Annotated in this window: 20 protein-coding genes; 10 read left to right on the top strand and 10 right to left on the bottom strand. The window is 65.8% G+C overall.

What is annotated here, in order from left to right:
- Together ABIC30_RS20155 and ABIC30_RS20160 are read left to right on the top strand one after the other, a co-directional pair.
- Nucleotides 1-732, top strand: a complete 732-nt coding sequence (locus tag ABIC30_RS20155) for an SDR family NAD(P)-dependent oxidoreductase (RefSeq protein ID WP_020096270.1) — start codon at nt 1-3, stop codon at nt 730-732.
- Nucleotides 733-1,154: 422 nt separating this feature from the next.
- Entirely contained in the window at nt 1,155-2,276 is a 1,122-nt protein-coding gene (locus ABIC30_RS20160; RefSeq protein WP_354456021.1) for a tetratricopeptide repeat protein, read from the top strand.
- An 86-nt stretch (nt 2,277-2,362) separates the two neighbouring features.
- On the opposite strand, the gene ABIC30_RS20165 is transcribed toward ABIC30_RS20160, so the two are convergent.
- A complete protein-coding gene (locus ABIC30_RS20165; protein ID WP_091980590.1) occupies nt 2,363-2,566 on the bottom strand; it encodes a hypothetical protein in 204 nt (67 codons plus the stop codon).
- Between the two features lie 74 nt (nt 2,567-2,640).
- Nucleotides 2,641-3,549, bottom strand: a complete 909-nt coding sequence (gene ku / locus ABIC30_RS20170) for a non-homologous end joining protein Ku (protein WP_091980592.1) — start codon at nt 3,547-3,549, stop codon at nt 2,641-2,643.
- A gap of 204 nt (nt 3,550-3,753) precedes the next feature.
- Between ku and ligD the strand changes: the two genes are divergently transcribed.
- Nucleotides 3,754-6,264 carry a DNA ligase D gene (gene ligD / locus ABIC30_RS20175; RefSeq protein WP_354456022.1) on the top strand — a complete coding sequence of 837 codons (2,511 nt, stop codon included), beginning with the start codon at nt 3,754-3,756 and terminating at the stop codon, nt 6,262-6,264.
- A gap of 40 nt (nt 6,265-6,304) precedes the next feature.
- On the opposite strand, the gene ABIC30_RS20180 is transcribed toward ligD, so the two are convergent.
- Nucleotides 6,305-6,799: a GNAT family N-acetyltransferase gene (locus ABIC30_RS20180; protein ID WP_091980595.1), complete on the bottom strand. Its 495-nt coding sequence runs from the start codon at nt 6,797-6,799 to the stop codon at nt 6,305-6,307.
- Nucleotides 6,800-7,293: 494 nt separating this feature from the next.
- Between ABIC30_RS20180 and ABIC30_RS20185 the strand changes: the two genes are divergently transcribed.
- The 3 genes from ABIC30_RS20185 to ABIC30_RS20195 all read left to right on the top strand — a co-directional run bounded on the left by ABIC30_RS20185 (nt 7,294) and on the right by ABIC30_RS20195 (nt 9,169).
- Entirely contained in the window at nt 7,294-7,416 is a 123-nt protein-coding gene (locus tag ABIC30_RS20185; protein ID WP_280142567.1) for a hypothetical protein, read from the top strand.
- A 173-nt stretch (nt 7,417-7,589) separates the two neighbouring features.
- Nucleotides 7,590-7,853 (top strand): hypothetical protein, encoded by a 264-nt coding sequence (locus tag ABIC30_RS20190; RefSeq protein WP_020096262.1) that lies wholly within the window; start codon nt 7,590-7,592, stop codon nt 7,851-7,853.
- 80 nt (nt 7,854-7,933) lie between these two features.
- Nucleotides 7,934-9,169, top strand: a complete 1,236-nt coding sequence (locus ABIC30_RS20195) for a winged helix-turn-helix domain-containing protein (RefSeq protein WP_020096261.1) — start codon at nt 7,934-7,936, stop codon at nt 9,167-9,169.
- 15 nt (nt 9,170-9,184) lie between these two features.
- Here the strand turns inward: ABIC30_RS20195 and ABIC30_RS20200 are convergent, their stop codons facing one another.
- The 4 genes from ABIC30_RS20200 to ABIC30_RS20215 form a co-directional block, all read right to left on the bottom strand.
- Nucleotides 9,185-9,700 carry an STM3941 family protein gene (locus ABIC30_RS20200; protein WP_020096260.1) on the bottom strand — a complete coding sequence of 172 codons (516 nt, stop codon included), beginning with the start codon at nt 9,698-9,700 and terminating at the stop codon, nt 9,185-9,187.
- A 480-nt stretch (nt 9,701-10,180) separates the two neighbouring features.
- A complete protein-coding gene (locus ABIC30_RS20205) occupies nt 10,181-11,557 on the bottom strand; it encodes an MFS transporter (protein WP_056531145.1) in 1,377 nt (458 codons plus the stop codon).
- A gap of 201 nt (nt 11,558-11,758) precedes the next feature.
- The gene (locus ABIC30_RS20210; protein ID WP_354456023.1) at nt 11,759-12,409 is read right to left on the bottom strand and encodes a polysaccharide deacetylase family protein; all 651 of its coding nucleotides are present in this window, start codon (nt 12,407-12,409) and stop codon (nt 11,759-11,761) included.
- Between the two features lie 74 nt (nt 12,410-12,483).
- Nucleotides 12,484-13,419 (bottom strand): LysR substrate-binding domain-containing protein, encoded by a 936-nt coding sequence (locus ABIC30_RS20215; RefSeq protein ID WP_128083379.1) that lies wholly within the window; start codon nt 13,417-13,419, stop codon nt 12,484-12,486.
- 177 nt (nt 13,420-13,596) lie between these two features.
- Between ABIC30_RS20215 and ABIC30_RS20220 the strand changes: the two genes are divergently transcribed.
- From ABIC30_RS20220 to ABIC30_RS20235, 4 genes are all read left to right on the top strand, one after another.
- Nucleotides 13,597-14,085 carry a carboxymuconolactone decarboxylase family protein gene (locus ABIC30_RS20220; RefSeq protein WP_020096256.1) on the top strand — a complete coding sequence of 163 codons (489 nt, stop codon included), beginning with the start codon at nt 13,597-13,599 and terminating at the stop codon, nt 14,083-14,085.
- An 80-nt stretch (nt 14,086-14,165) separates the two neighbouring features.
- Nucleotides 14,166-15,560, top strand: a complete 1,395-nt coding sequence (locus ABIC30_RS20225; protein WP_244492141.1) for an MFS transporter — start codon at nt 14,166-14,168, stop codon at nt 15,558-15,560.
- Nucleotides 15,557-16,213 (top strand): alpha/beta hydrolase, encoded by a 657-nt coding sequence (locus ABIC30_RS20230; protein WP_020096254.1) that lies wholly within the window; start codon nt 15,557-15,559, stop codon nt 16,211-16,213. Before ABIC30_RS20225 ends, ABIC30_RS20230 begins: the two co-directional genes overlap by 4 nt.
- Before the next feature lie 14 nt (nt 16,214-16,227).
- Nucleotides 16,228-17,079 (top strand): fumarylacetoacetate hydrolase family protein, encoded by an 852-nt coding sequence (locus tag ABIC30_RS20235; protein ID WP_020096253.1) that lies wholly within the window; start codon nt 16,228-16,230, stop codon nt 17,077-17,079.
- Nucleotides 17,080-17,674: 595 nt separating this feature from the next.
- Here ABIC30_RS20235 and ABIC30_RS20240 read toward each other — a convergent pair.
- From ABIC30_RS20240 to ABIC30_RS20250, 3 genes are all read right to left on the bottom strand, one after another.
- Nucleotides 17,675-18,475, bottom strand: coding sequence for an alpha/beta fold hydrolase (locus ABIC30_RS20240; protein WP_020096252.1), 801 nt, complete (start codon nt 18,473-18,475; stop codon nt 17,675-17,677).
- A 140-nt stretch (nt 18,476-18,615) separates the two neighbouring features.
- On the bottom strand, nt 18,616-19,965 hold the full coding sequence (locus tag ABIC30_RS20245) for an MFS transporter (RefSeq protein WP_020096251.1): 1,350 nt from the start codon (nt 19,963-19,965) through the stop codon (nt 18,616-18,618).
- A 173-nt stretch (nt 19,966-20,138) separates the two neighbouring features.
- A complete protein-coding gene (locus ABIC30_RS20250) occupies nt 20,139-20,945 on the bottom strand; it encodes an enoyl-CoA hydratase/isomerase family protein (protein ID WP_020096249.1) in 807 nt (268 codons plus the stop codon).
- Nucleotides 20,946-20,966 lie beyond the last annotated feature (21 nt).

The following is a 20,966-nucleotide window of genomic DNA, read 5'->3' on the forward strand; positions in this document are numbered from 1 at the left end:
ATGGCTCGCATGCAAGACAAGGTTGCGCTGGTGATCGGCGGGGCGAAAGGCATCGGCCTTGCGGTCGCCGAGCGGCTGGCGGTCGAAGGCGCGTCGGTCGTCTTCACCGGGCGGCGCGCCGACGAGGTCGACGCAGCCGCTGCGAGGATCGGGCGCGGTGCGCAGGGCCTCGTCGCGGACGCAGCCCAACAAGAGGATCTGCACCGCGTCGTGGCGACGGTGCGGGAGATGCATGGCCGGATCGACGCGCTGGTCCTCAACGCGGGCATCTCGGAACCCGCGACCCTGCGCGACGGGACGCCCGAGCATTTCGACCGGCACTTTGCGGTCAACGTCCGTGGGGCTGTCTTCGGGTTGCAAGCGGCTCTGGGCGCAATGGGGCGGGGTGGGGCCGTCGTGCTGATGGGGTCGATTGCCGACGTCATGGGCGTGACGCCCTACGGGACCTACGCCGCGACGAAGGCAGCGCTGCGCTCCTACGCGCGCACATGGACGGCGGAACTGGCCCCACACGGCATCCGCGTGAACGTGGTGGCCCCCGGTCCGACCGATACCGCCATGATGGCGAGCGTATCTGAGGACGGGCGGGCCGCACTCATCGCGCCGATCCCGCTCGGCCGCATGGCGCGTCCCGAGGAGGTGGCAGCGGCCACGCTGTTCCTACTGAGCGACGAGGCGAGCTTCGTCGCGGGGGCCGAACTGTGCGTCGACGGCGGGATGCAGCAGGTCTAGCGTCCCGATAGCAGTTTCAGGGTGTCCGCTTCCGCCGGTTTGCATCCCCGAAGCGGACCATCTTGAAGCCACCCATTTTGGACGTTCAGATGGGCGCGTCGTGGTGGCAGATGCTGGCCGAAAGCGGAACAATCGCTTCGGAAAAGGCCGACCAGAGATGCGGACGGCCTTCAATCGATCCGGATCGGAAAGGAACGGAGCGAAACGCGTCACTCATAAGCTGATGTCCCGGCCTTGACCGAGAGCCTCCGGTTCCATCCCGGCGGCTCGAGCGGCCAACCGGCATAAACAAGCGTTAACCCTTAAGACAGATGTGGCGGACCATACCTCAGGTCACTGTCGCGGTGTCTTGCCAGACTGCGCCAAGGACCCTTCGCGCGCTTGCATAAGCCACCTGCAATCTCCGGCGTGAACGCAATAGAATGGCCGAGATGTTCGTCGATGAAGCTCTCGATCGAGCCAACGCCGATATCCAAGCGGGACGGCGCCAAGAAGCCAGAAATCTTCTGGAGGCGATACTCAAGGTAGAAGACAGAAACCCGCGAGCCTTGATCGGAATTTCGGTCGTCAGCTTCCAACAAGGCGACCTGCCGAAGGCGGTCAACTACATCTCGGCAATAGTCCTAGAGAATCCATTCGACAGCGACCTCCTCGGCACGTGCTCGGCCCTTCTGCGGAGCTTTTCCGTCGAGGAATTCGCCGATCGTGTCGAAGCGATAAGTGATGACGCCAAGAAGGATGCGCGGACAATAACGGCGTGCCTCGACGGTTTTCTCAACATGGCGGATTTCGGATCCTCGGGCGAGGCGATCGTGCGCGTCCCATCCGAGATCGCTAGCGCGATCCACTTCATATTGCTCGACGCTCTGTCTGTAGGCTCCAACAGATCGAAGTTCGGTCGGTACTCGCCTATCAACTGCGTCATCGCTCCTACCGCGGGAGACTATGAATTCCGCGAGAAGCACTTCATCTACGCGTCCTCACTGCTGGAGGACAAGCAGGAGATCCTTGAGGCGTTCGGCCTCCGGGATCTGGCACGGGTCAAAGCGGTTCACAAGGTCAAAGCGAAGCGCATGTCGGATGCCCTCGATGAAATCGGGGTCTCAGGTCTCGACTATTTCAAGAGCGATCTGGAGGGCATAGACGGCTTGGTCCTGCGCGACGCCCGGCAGCACATCGCCGGGGCCGCCGTCGTACAGGCCGAGCTCCGTTTCATGCCGGCCTACGAGGGGGAGCCGCACTTCGACGAGACCGTCGCCTACATGCGCGGACAGGATTTCGAGGTGCTGCATCTGACCAATGAGAATTGGCGGTACGCGACCCGGCACAGGGAGCACATGGCCAGAGGTCGGACGGTGTTTGCGGATACCGTGTTCGTGAAGAACATCGACACGTATCTATCGCTTCACGGACGCTCGACCGAGGCCGTGGTTCGATATTGCCTCGCCTGCGGCGTGTCCGGCAACGCAAACTATGCTGAATTCATACTCGAGAAGCACAAGGCACTCGTCCCTTGCGATCTCGGCGCCGCTCTCGTCAACTAACTGATACCGAAGGCCCGCTTCGGTCAGCCTCAGTTCGCCAAGACCCGACTCGGTCATGTCGCCATGTCGTGACCGGAATTCCAGCCTCACGCCCTGTAAGGCTGCGGCGGCGGGCCATCCAGGGCGATCAGATCGACGTTCCGCGCCTTGAGGACGCCGAACAGGCCTTCCAGTTCGCGATCGCAGGGATCGTCCACGATCGCGGCTTCCGGCGTGTCCTCCTCCAGCCACGCCTCCGCATCCTTGTTGGAGGAGAAACCGAGCGGGTCGTAGCCGAGTCTCTCGAGCATTCGGCACGCCCGTCGCCGCCGTGCGGCGCTACGGGAGAGGACCAGGGCCGGAGGCCGGAGCGGACGAGCGGCCATCACGCGGCCTTCCGCGGCTTCGAGGACGTCGCCTTGCCCGCGCCGCGGGTCGAATTTAGCCGCGACCGCTTCGAACCCGCCTTCTTCCGGGCAGCGGCCGGCTGAGCGGAGGATCCACCCTTCTCGGAGTCGATGCTGCGCCTGAGGGCCTCCATCAGGTTCACGACGTTGCCGGAGCTCGGTGCCGCCGCCTTCGATCGACCCTTGCCCTTCTCGGGCTTCTTCGCCTTGCCCTTGACCAGCGCGATCAGCGCCTCCTCGTAGCGGTCCTCGAACTTCGACGGATCGAACTTCCTCGTCGACCGGGCGATCAGCTCCTCGGCCAGGGACCGCATCTCGTCGGTCGGATTGCCGTCCGGCATGTCCTCGAAGTAGGCGGTGGGCGACCGGATCTCGTCCTGGTACCGCAGCAGGGTCGCCAGCAGGCCTTTGCCGTAGGGCTCGATCAGGACGATGCGCTCCCGCTTGTAGATGACGATCCGGCCTAGGCCCGCCATCCCCTTCTTCCTCATCGCATCCCGGATGACGGCGAACGCCTCGCGCGACACCTTGTCCTCGGCCGCGAGGTAGTAGGGCTTGTCGAGGTAGCGCTCGTCGACCTCCTCGCGCCTGCAGAACGCCTCGATGTTGATCGTATGCGTGCTTTCCAGCGCGATCTCGCTGAGCTCCTCGTCCTCGACGGGGACGAGGTCGTCCTTGGCGACCTCGCAGCCCTTCACCTGATCGTCGCGATCGACGGTCTCGCCGGTCACGGAGTCGACCAGCAGCTGCTTCACGCGGTTGCCGGTCTCACGGTTGATCGTGTGGCACTTCAGGTCCCGCGACGAGCTGATCGCCGGATATAGTCCGACGGAGCAGGAGACGAGTGAAAGTCGCAGGTGCCCCTTCCAATTGGCGCGCGATGCCACCGCAGCCTCCAAATTCGCACAAGTATTCGTCGCCGGCGATGAGTCGATGCGATGCCGACCACGAATTCGGCGACTCAACGAGAGTCGCTCTCGACTCGTTCCTGCACAGTTCGTCCTGTGGATAACTTGCGAGATCTTGTCTGCCCCCGCATTCGAAGCGGCATCCCGGAACCGGCGATCGGCCGCGGCCGTTTGCCGGAAGTCATGTCCGAGCTCCTCAAGCCGTACCGCGAGAAGCGGGACTTCGAGGCCTCGCCCGAGCCTCGTGGGCGCCGTGGCCGGAAGGCCGCCAAGGCGCGCTTCGTCGTCCAGAAGCACGACGCCCGACGCCTGCACTACGATCTGCGGCTGGAGATGGACGGGGTGCTCAAGAGCTGGGCCGTCACCCGCGGGCCGAGCCTATCGCCGGCCGAGAAGCGGCTCTCCGTCCGCACCGAGGACCACCCCCTCGACTACCTGCGCTGGGAAGGGGCGATCCCCAAGGGCCAGTACGGCGGCGGAACCATGATCGTCTGGGACATCGGCTCCTGGGAACCGGTCGGCGATGCGGCCGCCGGTCTCGAGAAGGGCCACCTCGAGTTCGTTCTGCACGGAGAGCGGCTCGGCGGCCGTTGGCATCTCGTGCGCATGAAGGGTCGCGGCGGCGAGAAGAGGCAGCCGTGGCTGCTGATGAAGGCCGAGGACGAGCATGCCCGCCGCGAGGGCGACATCCTCGTCGAGCACGATGCGTCGGTCCTGTCGGGCCGGACCAACCGCGATCTCGCCGCCGGCGGCGAGATCAGACCCGACCACGCGGCACGTGCGAAAGTCGCCTTGACGCGAGTGACGAAGACCGCCTCGGCCCGGTCCCCGCGCGCCCGCAAGGCCGTGCTGCCGCCCTTCGTCGAGCCGGCCTTGGCGATCCTCGTCGACGCGGCGCCGACCGGAGAGGGCTGGCTGTACGAGATTAAGCACGACGGCTACCGCATGCAGGCGCGCATCGACGGAAGTGCCGTGAAGCTGTCGACGCGATCCGGCCTCGACTGGACGGCGAAGTTCGAGCCGATCGCGAAGGCCCTGCAGAAGCTGAAGCTGCCCTCCGCCCTGATCGACGGCGAGATCGTCGTCGATAACGCGAGCGGCATCTCGAGCTTCGCGGCGCTTCAGCAGGCCCTCGCCGACGGCGACACGGGCGCGGCGCTCTTCTACGCCTTCGACTTGCTCTACATCGACGGCAAGGACATCCGCGCCCTCCCCCTGACCGAGCGCAAGGCTCTGCTGCTGCAGAGCCTGGACGATGCGGGGTCCGCCGACCGGATCCGGTTCAGTGAGCATCTCATCGACGACGGTGCGGCCATGGCCCGCCATGCCTGCCGCCTCGGGCTCGAAGGCATCGTCGCCAAGCGGGCCGACGCGGCCTACCGCTCCGGACGAAGCGATCTCTGGCGCAAGGTGAAATGCACCGGCTCCCAGGAGTTCGTCGTCGCGGGCTTCATGCCCTCAGGCACGGCCCCGAAATCCGTCGGCTCGTTGATCCTGGGAACACACCAGGATGGCACCCTCGTCCACGTGGGACGGGTAGGTACGGGGTTCGGCGACGCGGTCGCGCGCGAGCTCTGGGTGAAACTGGAGTCCCTGCGGATCCCAGCGCCGCCGTTCGACGCCGAACTGCCGCCCCTGGCGCGCCGCAATGCACGATGGGTGGAGCCTCGTCTCGTATGTGAGGTGACGTTCCGCGGATGGACCGCCGACGGTCAACTGCGGCATGCGTCGTTCAAGACCATCCGGACCGGCGTGGCGCCCGACGAGGTCGTCCGGAAGGCGGCGCCGGCGCGCTCACGGGCGCCGAAGCGGAGAACCGCGGAGTCGACCATGACGCTCACGCATCCAGATCGCGTGCTCTGGCCGGACGTCGGCCTGACGAAGGAGGGCTTGGCCGGGTACTATGCCGAGATCGCCGACCGCATCCTGCCGCACGTGATCGACCGGCCTCTGTCGCTCGTCCGGTGCCCGGCTGGCCTCGGCTCGTGCTTCTACCAGAAGCACGGCTGGTCCGGGATCGACGAACGCCTTCTCCGCGTCCTCGAAGGCGGGACCGGGAAGGCGGTCGTGATCGGCGACCCGGATGGCCTGCGCGCCCTGGTCCAGGCAAGCGTCCTCGAGATCCATCCCTGGGGCGCGACGGCCGCGGACCCGGATCGGCCGGACCGCTTGGTCTTTGATCTGGATCCCGGGGACGGCGTGGGCTGGACCGACCTCGTCGCCGGCGCGCTCGAGGTCCGCGAGCGTCTGCGGATCTCGGGGTTCGGCGCCTTCGTCAAGACGACCGGAGGTAAGGGACTGCACGTCGTCGTCCCGGTCGAACCGAAGGGTGGGTGGGATGAGGCGAAGGCGTTCTCGAAGGGGCTCGCCTCCGAGATGGCCAAGAACGCGCCCGACCGCTACGTCGCGACCGTGTCCAAGAAGTCCAGGGACGGCCGCATCTATATCGACTATCTGCGCAACCAGCGTGGTGCGACCGCGGTTGCGACCTTCTCGACCCGCGCCCGCGCGGGAGCGCCGGTCTCGGTGCCGGTCGGCTGGGACGAACTCCCGTCCCTCGGTTCCGGATCGCGCTTCGACGTCGCCACCCTGCCCGGTCGCTTGGCGGCGCTCGGCAAGGATCCCTGGGCCGGCTTCGAGCGTGCCGCGCGGCCTCTGGAGGCAGCCGGCAAGCGCGGGCGTCGACGAACCTGACTGGCCTGTCTGTATGGACTTGCCGTCGGCTCGTGCGCGGTCAGCGCGGGCCGGGCAGGCGAAGAGCGAGATAGCGGACGGTCTTGGCTCCGCCGTGAATGGTGGCTGCGCCGACCTCCTCGAAACCGAGCCGGGCGTGGAAGGCGTCCGAGCCCAGGTTGGGCGGCATCGAGTTGACTTCGCACACGATCAGGTCGTGACCGGCCTCGCGGGCCTTCCGGAAGAGATCCTCGTAGAGCCGCCGCGCATAGCCGAGGCCGCGGGCAATGCCGGCGACCACGACCCGGTCGACGTACACGAAGCGCGGGTAGCGTCTGCGGAACCATAGATAGTTCGGGCTCGCATAGGTCGGATGCCGCTCATCGAGGGCGATCAGGAAAGCGTCGTTGCGGCCAATCCGGCGTGCGTGGAAGCTCCCCGCCACGAGCTCGGAGAGACCTTCCTCGTCGAGCAGGGAGAGCTCGGCCGCGTGCGCGTTGTTGAGGGCCAGGATCGGACTGGTGTCGGTCGATGAGATCTGCAGCAGCGATGTCATGCACTCTCGCGTGTCATCGACCGAGTGTTGTACGCCATCCCGACTGCAATCTGGATCAAGGCAGCCGTTGTGGCCCCAGCGCGGATCGCAAGCTGGGTGGCCGGGATTCGGGAGTTGCACCTCTCGCTCTGGCATGCATTATACCAGTGGCCTGACGCATGGGTCGTCCTCAACGCACCTCGCGCCCTCGTCAGAAACGTCGGGGGCGTTTTTTCTTGGGAGCGGTACGGCCGGCAGCTTCGGATGGAAGCTCGACGAGGTCTGCAGCGGCGGTCCTTCGGCCAGGAAGGCGCGATGGACGCTCTCGGTCGCCGGCGACACGATGATCGCGTCGATCGCACGCGGCTTCAAGGCCGGCGAGCCGTTCACCCTGAAGCGCTGCGCCACGAGGTAGCCGGGAAGCCGAGCCTGAGGCCCGGCCGGCTATCGCTTCCCGCCGTTCGGGTCCATCCATGGGCGGGCACGCCCCTCCCCCTGGGTGCGAAGGAGCTGCGATGAGCCCGCACGACTACACGTGGCTCCTGTTTGCGACGCCCGCGGCCGTCGCCCTGCTCGGCGCCTTCGTCTATGTCGCGATTGGTCTTCAGGACCGGATCGACGGCCGCTGCGACCGGTAGACCGGGCCGCTGGCCCTGCCCACGAATGGTGCGCCTGTGCCGGGCGCATGGGGCGGCATCCCCGGGCGGAACCCGAGGTTCCGGATCCTGTTGTGGGATCGGCGAGCGCAGATGCCACTTGGCCCATCGGACGCCCGCCCTTCGGAAGGATCCAGATCGGGCACCTCGGCACCATGAAAGCAATCGTCTGTCTGTCCGCCGTCGTCGTCGCATCGACGCCCTTCGTCGGCACGCCCGCCAGGGCCGACGATGCCGAGGCGGCGCGCCTGTGCCGAGGAGACGCATTCAAGCTCTGCCTGAGCGAGATCCCGGACCGTGACCGGATCACGGCCTGCATGGTCCGGAACAGGGCGCGCCTGAGTCCGGGCTGCCAGACGGTGTTCAACAAGCCGTCCCGGCCAGCCACCGTCGAGGCCGCCAGCCACACGATCCGCTGAGCAGATGACGGTGGAGGGTATCCTCCGAAGGTCAGCACCTGCGGCCGTAGGATCGTGACGCCCGCCTCCCCGCCCATCCCATGGCTGGATCGAAGCTGGAACTGTCGATTACCGAAGCGCGCCGCATCGCGCTGACCGCCCAGGGCCTCGGCATGCGCCCGCTGTCGGACGGGATCGCCGTCTCGCGGATGCGTCGGCAGATAGGCCGCCTGGGCCTGCTCCAGATCGACAGCGTGAACGTCCTCGTCCGCGCCCACTACATGCCGCTGTTCTCGCGCCTGGGGCCCTACGACCGCGGCGCCCTCGACGCCCTGGCTGTCGCAGGCTCGAAGCGCTTCTTCGAGTACTGGGGTCACGAGGCGTCCCTCCTGCCGATCGATCTCCAGCCTCTGCTGCGCTGGCGCATGGACCGCGCCCGCCAGGGCCACGGCGTATGGAACCAGCTCAAGGCGTTCGCGGGCGAGCGGCGCGCGGAGGCGGACGCCATGCTCGCCCGGATCGGGCAGGAGGGCCCGCTGGCTGCCTCCGACGTCTCGGGCCCGAAGGCGTCCAAGGGCATGTGGGTCTGGAGCGATGCCAAGCACGCGCTCGAATGGCTCTTTTGGGCAGGACTCGTGGCGTCGACGCATCGGAGGGGCAGCTTCGAGCGCGTGTACGACCTGCCCGAACGGGTGCTGCCCCGCTCCGTCCTCGCCCGACCGACCCCGGCTCCGGTGGACGCCCGGCGCGAACTCGTCGCGCGATCCGCGGAGGCGCTCGGCGTGGCGACCGCGAACGACCTGCGCGACTACTACCGCCTTTCGCCGACCGAGGCGCGCCTGCCCATCGAGCAGCTCGTCGAGGAGGGCGTGCTCATTCCCGTGACCGTCCGCGGATGGCAGCAGCAGGCGTACCTGCACAGGGATGCCCGGCCCGGCCGCCGTCACCGCGGCGCGGCCCTCCTGTCGCCGTTCGACCCGCTCGTCTGGCACCGGCCACGGACGGAGCGCCTCTTCGGATTCCGGTACCGCCTCGAGATCTACACGCCCGCCCACAAGCGCGAGCACGGCTACTACGTGCTGCCGTTCCTCATGGACGGCGCGCTGGTAGCCAGGGTCGACCTGAAGGCGGATCGACGGGCCGGGGCGCTGATCGTCCTACGCGCGCATCAAGAGCCGGGTGCGCCGGCGGCTACGATGGAGCGGATACTCGCGGAGTTGCGATTGATGGCCTCGTGGCTCGGCCTGTCCGACGTCGTGATTTCGTCGACAGCCGGGCTGGAGAGCCGCGATCACCGGGTCAGTTCCCGGATGAGCGACCGGGCGGCGATGGAATAGCCGGCGGACCCCAGGCTACGCGTTGCGCCGGGCCGCGGACACCGCCTCGGCCAATGCCGGGAAGCCGCCGCGCAGATCGGCCGCCGTCATCCAGTAACCGGACCGCCCGAAGACCCGATTCAGTTTGGCCCTGCGGCGCGCCCCCTTCGTCCAGGACAGATGCGCGTCGGCCGTCGGGTCGATCTCCAGCACCAGCATGCGCTGCCGCTGGATTTGCATCGGGGTCACGCTGCGGATCGTCTCCCAGGGGATCCAGTCGGTCGACAGCCTGCGATCGTAGATCCCACGCGGCCCGACGGACACCACCGGTTTCGACTGGAACAGCTTGGGGAAGATCAGCACCGTGCAGAGGCCGAAGAACGCGACGCCGGCATAGGCCTCGAACTCGGCGAAGCTTCCGGGCGTCACGGCCGTGCGCCCGATTGTCGGGTGCGCATAGATCAGCCAGCCGGCGAAGGCCGCGAAACCGACGGAGGCCAGGAAGAGGCCGATGGTCCGCCACGGCGAGCGATGGATCTCGACGACATCCACGTAGGCGAACTCCGCAATGCGATGGGCTGACCTGCGCCAGGTCGCTCCTCGGGAGAGCGACTATCGCGCGCCCGAAGGCGATACCGTAGCCGATGTTGGGCGACTTCCTGCATGACGCGGTCCCAGAACGCCTCAGCGCGGGCGCGTTCGGGTTGATTCTCCACCTTGTTCAGGCAGGCCCGAATGAAGACGCATCCGCCGCGACGGCCTCAGCGCGGATCAGCGGGGCGGCATTCCTGGCCTGGATCTTCTCGACAATCGAGAGCAGGTGCGCGCGATCCACCGTCTTACGCGTGGCGCTGCCGGAGCGTCCGCTTCGGAGAACACGGCGGTGTACCCCGAATGGCCGGGTTGAGCGCGAAGCGAAACGGTCGGTCCTACGTGCCCCGACGATCCGGCGAGACGTAGTCTGGCCGTAAGCGGCCGATCCGCTTCAGAGCATGCCCGCTATGGAATTGGACACTAGCGACAGGAGCGATGTCACGACCGCGTGCCGAAGTCGCAGCCCGTGTTTATTGGCTTTGATGACAGAGGTCTTTCAACCAAACGCGGCTTGCGGAGGGAGAGAATAGCCATTCCGCCGGTGGCAAGGACGAAAGCGACGAGACCCGTCGAGACGGCGAGACCGCCCGTCAGGCTCGTGAAAAATCCGAACGCGATTGGCGCCGCCAGGCTTCCGACCTGCCCCATGCTGCTGATGAAGGCGAGACTTCCCACGGCTTCGGCTTCGGTCAGGAAGCGCACCGGTATGGTCCAGAACAGGGCGGTCGCCGACAGATAGCCGATGGCGAGCAGGGCCAGGCAGGCGATGGCCGCCGCAACGTTCTGCGCGACGAGGGAGATGGCGAGGGCGGCCGTCGCGGCCAGGAAGGCGGATAGGGCGAAATGCCACCGCCGCTCGAGCCGCCGGTCCGAACTACGGCACAGCAGGAGCATGCCGACGGCACCCACGGAATAGGGGATCGCCGACAAGAGCCCGACGCTGAACACGTCGGCTACGCCCGATCGCTGGATAATCGTCGGCGCCCAGAAGTTCAGAACGGTCCCCGCCCAGGTGATGGAGAAATATCCGAAGGTCGCGATCCACAGCTTCGGATTTCGCAGGGCCGACAGGAAGGCCCTCGCTGGCGCGTGTCCCTGTTCGAAGGTCCCGGATGAGAGATCGGCCGCCACGATCGCCTTCTCCCGTGGCGTCAGCCAGGCGGCATCCGCGGGTCGGTCACTCAGCACAAAGAACGCGCCGACTCCGACGAGTACCGGCAGCGCCCCCTCTACGAGAAACAGCCATTGCCAGCCCTTGAAGCCGGCCGCGCCAGCGAGGTGCTGGATGATCCAACCGGAGGCTGGTCCGCCTACGATGCCCGACACCGCAATGGCGAGGACGAACAGCGACATCACCCGCCCGCGTAGGCGATGGGGGAACCAGAAGGTGAGGTAGAGGACGATGCCCGGGAAGAAGCCAGCTTCGGCCGCACCGAGTAGGATCCTGGCCAGGTAGAAGGTCGCCGGGCTCGTCACAAACGCCATCGAGCAGGACACGAGGCCCCACAGACACATGATACGTGTCAGCGTCTTCCGCGCGCCAATGCGGCCAAGGAGAAGATTGCTCGGCACCTCGAAGAGGATGTACCCGACGTAGAAGATGCCGACGCCGAAGCCGTAACTCGCGTCCGACAGGCCGATGTCACTCTGGAACGTCAACTTGGCGAAGCTGACGTTTACACGGTCGATGTAGTTCAGGACATAGCATAGGAAAATCATCGGGATCAGCCGGAGGCTGATCTTCCGATAGATCCTGGCTCGTTCGTTCTCAGACGCTTGCTCGATAGCAACGCGCGTCTTGGACGCATCGGCCATTCCAAATCCCCCATCGCGAGCTTGGCTTCCGCGGCGCGATCCTGTTCGAATAATTCGCGTCGTCCCGACCGAGCCAAATCTCGCTACGAAGCATAGCAGGCCATTTTGCAGTGTTGCGATGATATATTTTCGTCGTTTCAATCGATGCCATCGATCGATGATGCCGGCAGATCTGTCGCACGCCCTGCGAGGGTGTGCCGATCAATCGGCCATGAAGTCCGGAGACATCGACACAGTCCGTCCCGCTTCGGTCAAAATCACCGACCTCGGAATCGCCTGCTCGAAGGTCGCTCCAAGATCTGTCAGACGTTGAAGCAGCTCAGGCAACCGGACGAGGCATCCAGCCTCGATGTCATGAATGACCACGACACTCCAGTCCTGCTCCCGCACCTGGGCCATCGCGGTCTCGACCCAGCCGTCCGCGTCCTTCCAGTCACCGGGGACGCTGTTCCAGGTGATCGTCGTGTAGCGTTCGGCGAGGAGGTGATCGAGCGCCGCCCGACTCAACAGATGCCGGCCGATCAGTCCGTCGTTCCCGTAGGGGCGGAAGAGCTTCTCCGGTCGCGTCAGCGAACCGATCCTTTGCTGCGTCTCCTCGATCTCTCGGAGCGCATAGTCCCGGTCCGTCCGGTCCCCGAGTGCCACCGAATGCGTAAAGGTGTGATTTCCGATCCAATGCCCCGCTGTATGAGCAGCCCGCATGAGATCGGCTGCAGCGGGGTCGTCGAGCCTCTGCCCGATCACGAAGAAGGTGGTCTTGATTCCGGCCCGGTCTAGGATCCCCAGGATCTGATCCGTCACATGTGGTGTGGGGCCGTTGTCGAAGGTGAGGGTGACCTGCTTGGCTGCCATATCTGACTCCAATTCGGGCTCGTTCGCCGTAGCGGTCGTGGACACACTGGCGAGTTCCCGCGACGACATCCCCGCTACAACCGACGCGTCGAATGAGAAGTCTTATCGCAGGCTCGTCGGAGCGTGTGCAGGAAGGATGCGACGTGCGGAGGCAGGACCTCGTTCCGGCGCAATAGCACGCCAGGGCTCCGCATGGGCGTGGGAGTTTCGAGAGGAACCGACAAAAGCGTCCCATCCTCTGGGACGGCCTGTCTCGACAGGATCGCGACGATGTTCATACGCCGAACGAGGCCGAGGATGGGACCGATCGTGTTCATCTCTGCGACGAGGTGCGGGACGGCGCCGCATTGCCGGAAGCAGTCATCCAGCAGCCTGCGGGTGGTGAATTCCGGTGAGAGCAACACGACCGGCTGATGGTGGAGTTCCGCCATGCGGACCCATTTCCGGGCTGCCCACCGGTGTTCAGGCGAAAGCACGAGATCCAGAGGCTCGTCATAGAGGGGTTCGAAGGCGAGATCCTGCTGGTGGTCCGGCCTGTAGGAGATACCGAGATCGAGGGCACCGGCCAGGAGCCGCTCCTCGATCACGCTAGCGGCGAGTTCCTCCACGACGACGCGCATCGAAGGATTGCGGGTGAGGAACTCGGTCAGGCAGGCGGGGACGAGATTGACGTTAAAGGTGTGCGTCGCGGCGATCCTAAGCCAACCGGTCAGGACCTGATCCTGGGGGGACAGCGCCCGAAGGCCCTCGTCCAGTTCGCCGAGGGCCCGTAGGACACGGGGCAGCAGGTTCTGCCCGGCTTCAGTGAGGAACACGCGCTTGCCGACGCGGTCGAACAGGCGTTGCCCGACCTGATCCTCCAGTTGCCGGATCTGGTGAGACAGGGTCGATTGGGTGATGTGCGTCTGCCGCGCGGCCCGGGTGAAGCTCAGGTGCTCAGCCAGAGCCACGAAGTAACGCAGGTGACGGAGTTCCATCGGTCTGCCCGTTCGATCGACGGCATCGATCAATTGAATGCATCGATATCATTATATCGATGCAACCCGGCGCGCTATACGACGCTGACGCTGGGCTGACGGCTTCTACCTTCACGGTCCGCCACTCCGCGCAAACGCCCTGATTGGGAGCTCGAAGTGCCGAGGATTGGGAACGCGAGCCGGGCCAGCGTCGGACCAGATCACCAGGGATTGTTCGACCGCCTGGAAGCGCTGCGGGGAAAGCCGGTCGAGAACGTCTTTCTCGCCGTCGCCAACGCGCCTGCGCTGTGTGACGGGGTTCTCGCGATGGCGATGTCGCTGCGCCAGAGCACTCTGCTCGACCGGCAACTTCGCGAACTAGCCGTCCTGACGGTCGGGCTTGAGACGCGGGCTGACTACGAGGTCGCGCATCACTGGAACTCGGCGGTGAAGGCCGGGCTGTCCCAAGCCAAGCTGGAGCAGCTTGCGCAGTTCGAGACGGATGACCGGTTCACCGCTTCCGAACGCGCCGTCATGCGCTTCGCTCGCGACGTGACGCGGACCGGCCGTGTCGATGACGGCCTCTGGGCCGAATTGTGCGGGTTCCTGGACGAGCAGGAGCGACTAGAACTGGTCCTGACGACGGCTTGGTACAACTGCGTCGTTCGCATCCTCCTCCCCCTCAATATCGAACTTGAGGACTGGTTCTCACGTCTCTGAGGGCGAGCGCGAGAGAACTTGCGCCCGGCGTGCCTTCGAACCGGACGGAAGTTCCGGAACAGAATAGGGAGATCATGAAAATGGACGTGACGCCCGGAGGTGATCCGCCCGTGCTTGGCCGACCGCCGGCTAAGTCATTCGAGACGGATGATGTGGATAGCGCCGCACTCTATCGAAAATTGCAGTGGCGGCTGCTGCCGTTCCTCTTCGCATGCTACGTGGCTGCCTATCTCGACCGGGTGAATATCGGCTATGCGCAGTTGCACATGCGCGCGGAGCTGGGCTTCAACGACGCGGTTTACGGCCTCGCCGCCGGACTATTTTTCGTCAGTTACTTTCTGTGCGAAGTCCCGAGCAACTTCGTCCTTCAGCGCGTCGGCGCCCGGCGAACGCTGGCGCGCATCCTAATCCTGTGGGGGCTCGCCTCCTCGGCAACGATGTTCATCACCGGGCCCCATTCGTTCTACGCGCTGAGGCTGATCCTGGGAGCGTTCGAGGCGGGCCTCGCCCCCGGGGTGATGTACTATCTGACGCTCTGGTATCCGAACCGCCGCCGGGCGGAAATGACTGCAATTTTTCTGAGCGGCAGCATGCTCGCCGGTGTGATCGGTGCACCTGTCTCAGGCTTCATCCTCGAAGGCATGCAGGGCGTCCTCGGCCTCAGGGGCTGGCAGTGGATGTTCCTTCTGGAGGGCATGCCGGCCGTGCTTCTCGGGCTCGTCGCGCTCCGGATCCTCGTCGACAAGCCTCAAGATGCTCCCTGGCTGACATCATCCGAGAAGATGCTCCTTTTGGCAGAGATCAACCGGGACGCGAACTTGGCTGCCGGCGGCCATGCATTCGGTGCGGCGTTCCGCGACCCACGAATCTACGTCCTCGCGCTGGCGTACTTCACCCTCGTCTGCGGGCTCTATGCGATCACCTTCTGGATGCCCGTGATGATGCAGGCCGCCGGTGTCCAGGGAGCCGCCGAAATTGGCCTATGGTCCGTAATCCCCTATGCGATCGGCGGCATCGGCATGGTGTGGCTGTCCCGACGCTCTGACCGACGGCAAGAGCGGCGGTGGCACTACGCCGTCTGTGTCGGTGTCGGTGCCTGCGCGCTGATTGGGGCGTCCCTCGCCGGCGCGAACCTTCCAGTCGTCCTGGCACTGCTCTCCGTCGCGACCGCGACGCTCTTCGGCGCGATGCCGATCTTCTACGGCATCCCGATGGCCTATCTCCCCGAGCGTTCGGCCGCGGGCGGCTTGGCGCTGATCAACTGCCTTGGCCTCACGGGTGGCTTCGTGAGCCCCTTCCTGCTGGGCTGGATCCGGAACGCGACGGGGAGCCTGACGCCCGGCCTGTGGTTCATGACGGGCCTGATGCTGACGGGCATCGTGGTGCTACTCCTGGCGACACGCCGCCCGTTCACGCGAGTCACGCCCCACCCCGCCAACTCCGGGCTCAGTTTCGGGTCGGAGGCAGGCCGGTGAGCCTCGATAGCTTGGCCCACCGCTGGTATGCGTCGGAAGGGAGCCGATCGCCGCTCCTCCTGCTGCACGGCACCGGAGGTGACGAAGACGAGCTTGTGCCCTTTGCCCAGGCAGCGGCCCCCGGCGCGCCGATGCTGGCCGTCCGCGGAGCCGTATCGGAAGGTGGCAAGCTGCGCCACTTCGCTCGCCATCCGGACGGTCGTTTCGATTCATCCGAGGTCGTCCGCCGAGCCGATGAGCTGGCGGCCTTCGTCGCGGCCGCCCGCGACCGTTACGGTTTCGGGCCCCCGCTTGCCCTCGGCTTCTCGAACGGAGCCAACATCGCGGCCGCACTCATGCTTCTGCATCCTGCTCTTCTGAGGGGCGCGATCCTGTTGCGCGCCGTTCCACCGCTGACTGGTACCGCGGCCGCTGCCCTTGTCGGGCAGCGCGCCGTCGTTGTCTCGGGCGAGACGGATACGATCGCGCCGCCGGCACTCGGGGCCGATCTGGCACTTTGCCTGACCGAGCTGGGCGCCGAAGCGACCCACCATGTCCTACCCTGCGGCCACGACCTGACACCGGCCGATGTGCCCCTCGCCCGCGACTGGCTCAGCTCTCTCGCCGAAGGGGCACCCGCTGGACCGGCTTCCTCCCACTTGATTCGCCCTTGATCCGGAGATGATCGATGAAGCTCTGTCGTTACGGTGAGGTTGGGTCCGAGCGGCCTGCTCTGGTCGATGCTGCAGGCGTCCTCCGCGACCTCTCGTCGGTGTGCCGTGATCTTGGTCCGTCCGAACTCGCGCCCGACGGTCTCGCCAGGATCGCACAGACGGATCCGACGCGGCTGCCCCGGGTAGAAGGAAGCCCCCGCCTCGGCGTTCCCTTCACAGGCCTCTCGAAGTTCATCTGCATCGGGCTCAACTACTCGGACCACGCGGCCGAGGCCGGCATGGCCATCCCGAGCGAGCCAATCATCTTCCTCAAGGCTCCGAGCGCCGTCTGCGGGCCGAACGACGACACGATCCAGCCCCGCGACTCAACCAAGCTCGACTGGGAAGTGGAACTCGGCGTCGTGATCGGATCGACGGCGCAGTACGTCACCGAGGAGTACGCCCTCGATCATGTTGCCGGATACTGCGTCGTGAACGACGTCTCGGAGCGGGCCTTCCAGCTTCAGTCCAGCCAATGGGACAAGGGCAAGGGATGCGATACGTTCGGTCCAATTGGACCCTGGCTCGTGACAAAGGACGAGATCCACGATCCGCAGCAGCTCGACATGTGGCTCGACGTGAATGGAACCCGCCGTCAGACGGGCAATTCGCGCACGATGATCTTCGGCGTTCGCGAGATCATCGCGTACTGCAGTCGGTACATGACGCTCCTGCCGGGCGACATCATCGCGACGGGCACGCCGCCGGGCGTCGGCATGGGGATCAAGCCCAAGCCCGTCTGGTTGCAGCCGGGCGACACGGTCTCGCTAGGGATAGAGGGCCTCGGGCAGCAAAGCCAGCGCATCCGGCGGACCGATCACGGCTAGGGCGCCTGTCGGCCGGCTCAGGGTCGGGAGGGCGACCCGCCATCCAATCCGGGCTGAGCCGGCGGCCTGCTCGGATCATGCATTTCGCAGAATCGCGATCTTAGGCCCGTAGGTCCGCTTCAATGTGCGGCAGGTGCAGAACTTTGCAACGGCATTGCACGTGCTGACCACGAACGCAGTGAAATGCGGAGCACTACGGGCTGTGTTGGCCAATTCGCCGTGACGCGGGAGGTAGTGGCCGAAGATGGCGTGGCATAGCAGCATGATCTAGGCCTCACACCTGAACGAACAAATGGCGCTCACCTCAAGCAGGCCAATGCCTGGCTTCCCTCGTGAGTATGCATGTGGCCGACGTTCGCTTTCATGACTTGCTGGCCGAAATTCGATAGACAGAAAACCACTCATCGAAGACGTTCACAGAAGTGCTTCGTGATGGAAAATGCTGGCCGGAAGCGGAAAGGCGATTTGCGGAAGTGCGGGACATATAGCGGACGTGGCGTTTCGGCCTCTCGCAGAATCGCGAACTGAAGATGTGCTTCTGTTGTCGGAGACAGCTCCGTCATTCATCATAGCGCCGTCAGGATTGTGTAGGTCCTTAGCCTGGTTCGTCTTTCAGGACATACTCGACGAAAGCCGAGATGAGAGCGACCGTGTCCGCGAAAGCTTCGCGATGTGGTTCATGACCGACACCCGGCATCTCACGGACTGTGAGCAGGCTGGGTGGACATGATCTGCGGGCTGCAGCGATCTGGGCTTGCGTCCCGTAGGCGTCCTCGGTTCCCTGTATAAGTGTCACGGGGACGGTCAGGCGTGTCAGCGCAGCCTCGATCGTCCATCCGCGCCGGGCCGGATCCAGCCATGCGTCGTTCCAGCCACGGAAGGCCCCTTCGACATCGGTGTGCCAGCGGCCGAGGCGGGTCCTCAAGAGCCCCCGCTCGTAGGCGGCTCGGGTTCGCCGGATCGCGGACAGCGTGACCTCCTCCACGAAGAAATGCGGTGCCATCAGCACACCGCCCCGCAGGCGGGCATCGCCTTCCGCCAAGGCGAGAGCGGCGATCGAGGCGCCGTCGGAGTGGCCGATCATCACGCCGCTCCTGAATTCTGCGGCGTCGAGTAACCGCGGGAGGACTGTGCGGGCCTCGTGCTCGAGATAATCGGCCGGGCGAGGCAAGGGCACCGGGCTCGACGCGCCATATCCCTGGCGGGAGACGGCCAGGACACCGCACTCTGTCGTTTGGGCGAGAGTCTCGGGCAGGGCGCCCCATTGCATCGCCGAACCGAGGCCTTCGTGGAGCAACACAAGCGTGGGGGCCACCTCCGGCTGTCGACCGACGAAATGATATTCCAGTCGACCATCGCCGAGATCGAAGAAGCCGGAGGATTGCAGACGAGCCATTTCATCGCTCCCACCGGGATTCGACCAGCACGTATCGTCCTTCCCTCGGAATAGGGAAGGACGGACTGGTCAAGGGCGTGCAGGCGGAGGACCAGCAGAACGCTCGCCCTGGGAGGTGGCTCCGCCTGCATGGGGGGCCGTCACGCCCGGTCGAGGTTGCCCTGCGTCTCCGGAGTGATAACGGCGCCAACGAGATAGACTAGCGTGACGCATGTCATCACGACCGTCAGCACCATCGGGATCTGCGTCGGCCCATCGGCGATGAGGGAGACGAACGTCGGCAGCATGCCGCCCAGCGCGAAGCCGATATTCCAGGTCAGGCCCGTCCCCGTGGCCCGTACCGCCGTCGGGAATTTTTCATTGAGGAAGATCAACAGCGGCGCGTAGCTGGCGTTGGCGATGAGCGAGAGAAGGAAGGCACAGGCCGCGACCCCCATGAGGCTCGTCGTGTTCGCCATGGTCAGGAAGAGAACGGGAAAGGCGAACAGGCGGATGACTCCCATCAGCAAGAACGACCGCTTGCGCCCGATATGCTGGCTCAGTTCGCCCATGCCGCAGGCGCCGATCGCCGCCGCCACGTTGGCGCCGATCAGGATCATCGAGGCGGTGGCGTTCGGTACGCCGTTCACGAGCTTGAGGAGGGTCGGCAGGTAGCCGGACGTGAGGTAGTAGGCCGCGCCGCCGCCGAAGGAGATGAGCGTCGCGACCGCGAAGCTTCCCCGGTTGGACGGCGAGAACAGCGAGCGGATCGGCGAGGCCTTCGTCGGAGCACCCTCCCGGAGCGCGGCCTTGCGGGCCTGCAGTTCCTTGAAGATCGGGGATTCCTCGAGGTTGCGGAAGAGGATCAGGCCGATCACCGAGGTCAGTAGGCCCGAGAAGAACATCACCCGCCAGCCCCAGTCGGCGAAGGCCTCGCCCGGCGCCATGAGCGAGACGAGATAGAAGACCAGGGAGGCCAGGAGGCCGCCGATGGCCGAGCCCCCGCTGCCGACCGCCCCGGACATCAGCCCCCGCCACCGCTCCGGCACAGATTCCGTACCGATCGTGTGGGATGCCGCAACGACACCGCCGACGAAGACGCCCTGGACGAGGCGGAAGAATAGGAAGATCGCGGTGGCGAGCCATCCGATCTGGCCGACCGTCGGCAGGAGGCCGAAGACCGCCGTCGACAGGCCGACGCCGATCACCGCCACCATGAGGGCGCGGCGGCGGCCGAAGCGGTCCGCATAGGAGCCGAACAGGGCGGAGCCGAGGGGCCGGATCAGCAGCGTGACCGCGAAGGAGGCATAGGCTCCGGCCAGCGACAGCATCGGCTTGTCCGCCGGGAAGAACAAGGTGCCGACGACCGGCGCCACGTAGAGCAGAATGAACAGGTCGAAGAGATCGAGCCCCCAGCCGAACAGCGAGGCCATGGCGGCCGTCGCCGTCTGCCGACCGGTGGGCCTGGCGAGGGCGGGGGGATCGGATGCGAAGGTGGCGGCGGTCTGCATGGGGTTCCTCCGGGGGATGCGGTCGTTGCCGCGGTGGGGCCGGTTCGGGCTCTGGGTCTGGATGGGAGCCATTCGGGCGCGCGCCGTCGTTTCCCGCCTGGGCGGGATCGAAGCGATGCGGTGAAGGTCACGGGATGGGGGGAGCCGCTATGCAGCCCCCCGGCGCGGCCGGGCTATGAGCCGGTGAAGCGCGGCGCGCGCTTGGCGTGGAACGCTTCGACGCCCTCGCGGAAGTCATCGGCCTGCCGCAGGCGGCTGTAGCAATGCCCTTCGAGCTCGATGGCGATGGAGAGGCTCGCATCCTCGGTGTCGTTGAGGAGCTTCTTGGCGGTGCGCTGGGCGATGGGGGAGAAGGCGCGCAATTCGTCGACCAGCGCGTCGGTGGCCTTCTCCAGGTCCGCGTCGGCCACGCATTCGGTGGCGATGCCCCAGTCGAGGGCCTGCCGTCCGGGGATGCGCTTGGAGCGCATCACGATGTCCTTGGTCCGGGTGATGCCAACGATCTTCTGGAGACGGGCCGAGCCGCCGGAGCCGGGAATCTGCCCGAGCTTCTGCTCGGGCAGGGCGTAACGGCAGGTCTCGGAGACGATGCGGAAGTCGCAGGCCAGCGAGATCTCGAAGCCGACGCCGAACGTATAGCCCCGGTTGGCGGCGATGACGGGCTTCGAGCAGCGGGCCGGCGCCGCCATGTTCCAGGCGAGCTTCGAGACGTGCTCGGGCGAGGCGTCGAGGAAGCCCTTGATGTAGCCCCCCGACGAGAAGTGTTCGCCCTCCGCCCGCAGGACGATGACCCGCACGCGGGGATCCTCGTCCAGCGCCTCGAACACCTTACGGATCTCGTCGCGCTGGGGCATCGCAATGACGTTCATGGGCGGCCGCGCCAGGATCACGTCGGCGCGCTCGCGCTCCGAGTCGATCTCGACGCGGAACCCGTCGAGGTTCGTCAGGCGCGGGTCGATGGTGTGGGTGTCGCTCGTCATGGGTTTGGTCTCTCGCTTGTG

The sequence above is a fragment of the Methylobacterium sp. 1030 genome (assembly GCF_040544715.1).
Lineage (GTDB): Bacteria > Pseudomonadota > Alphaproteobacteria > Rhizobiales > Beijerinckiaceae > Methylobacterium.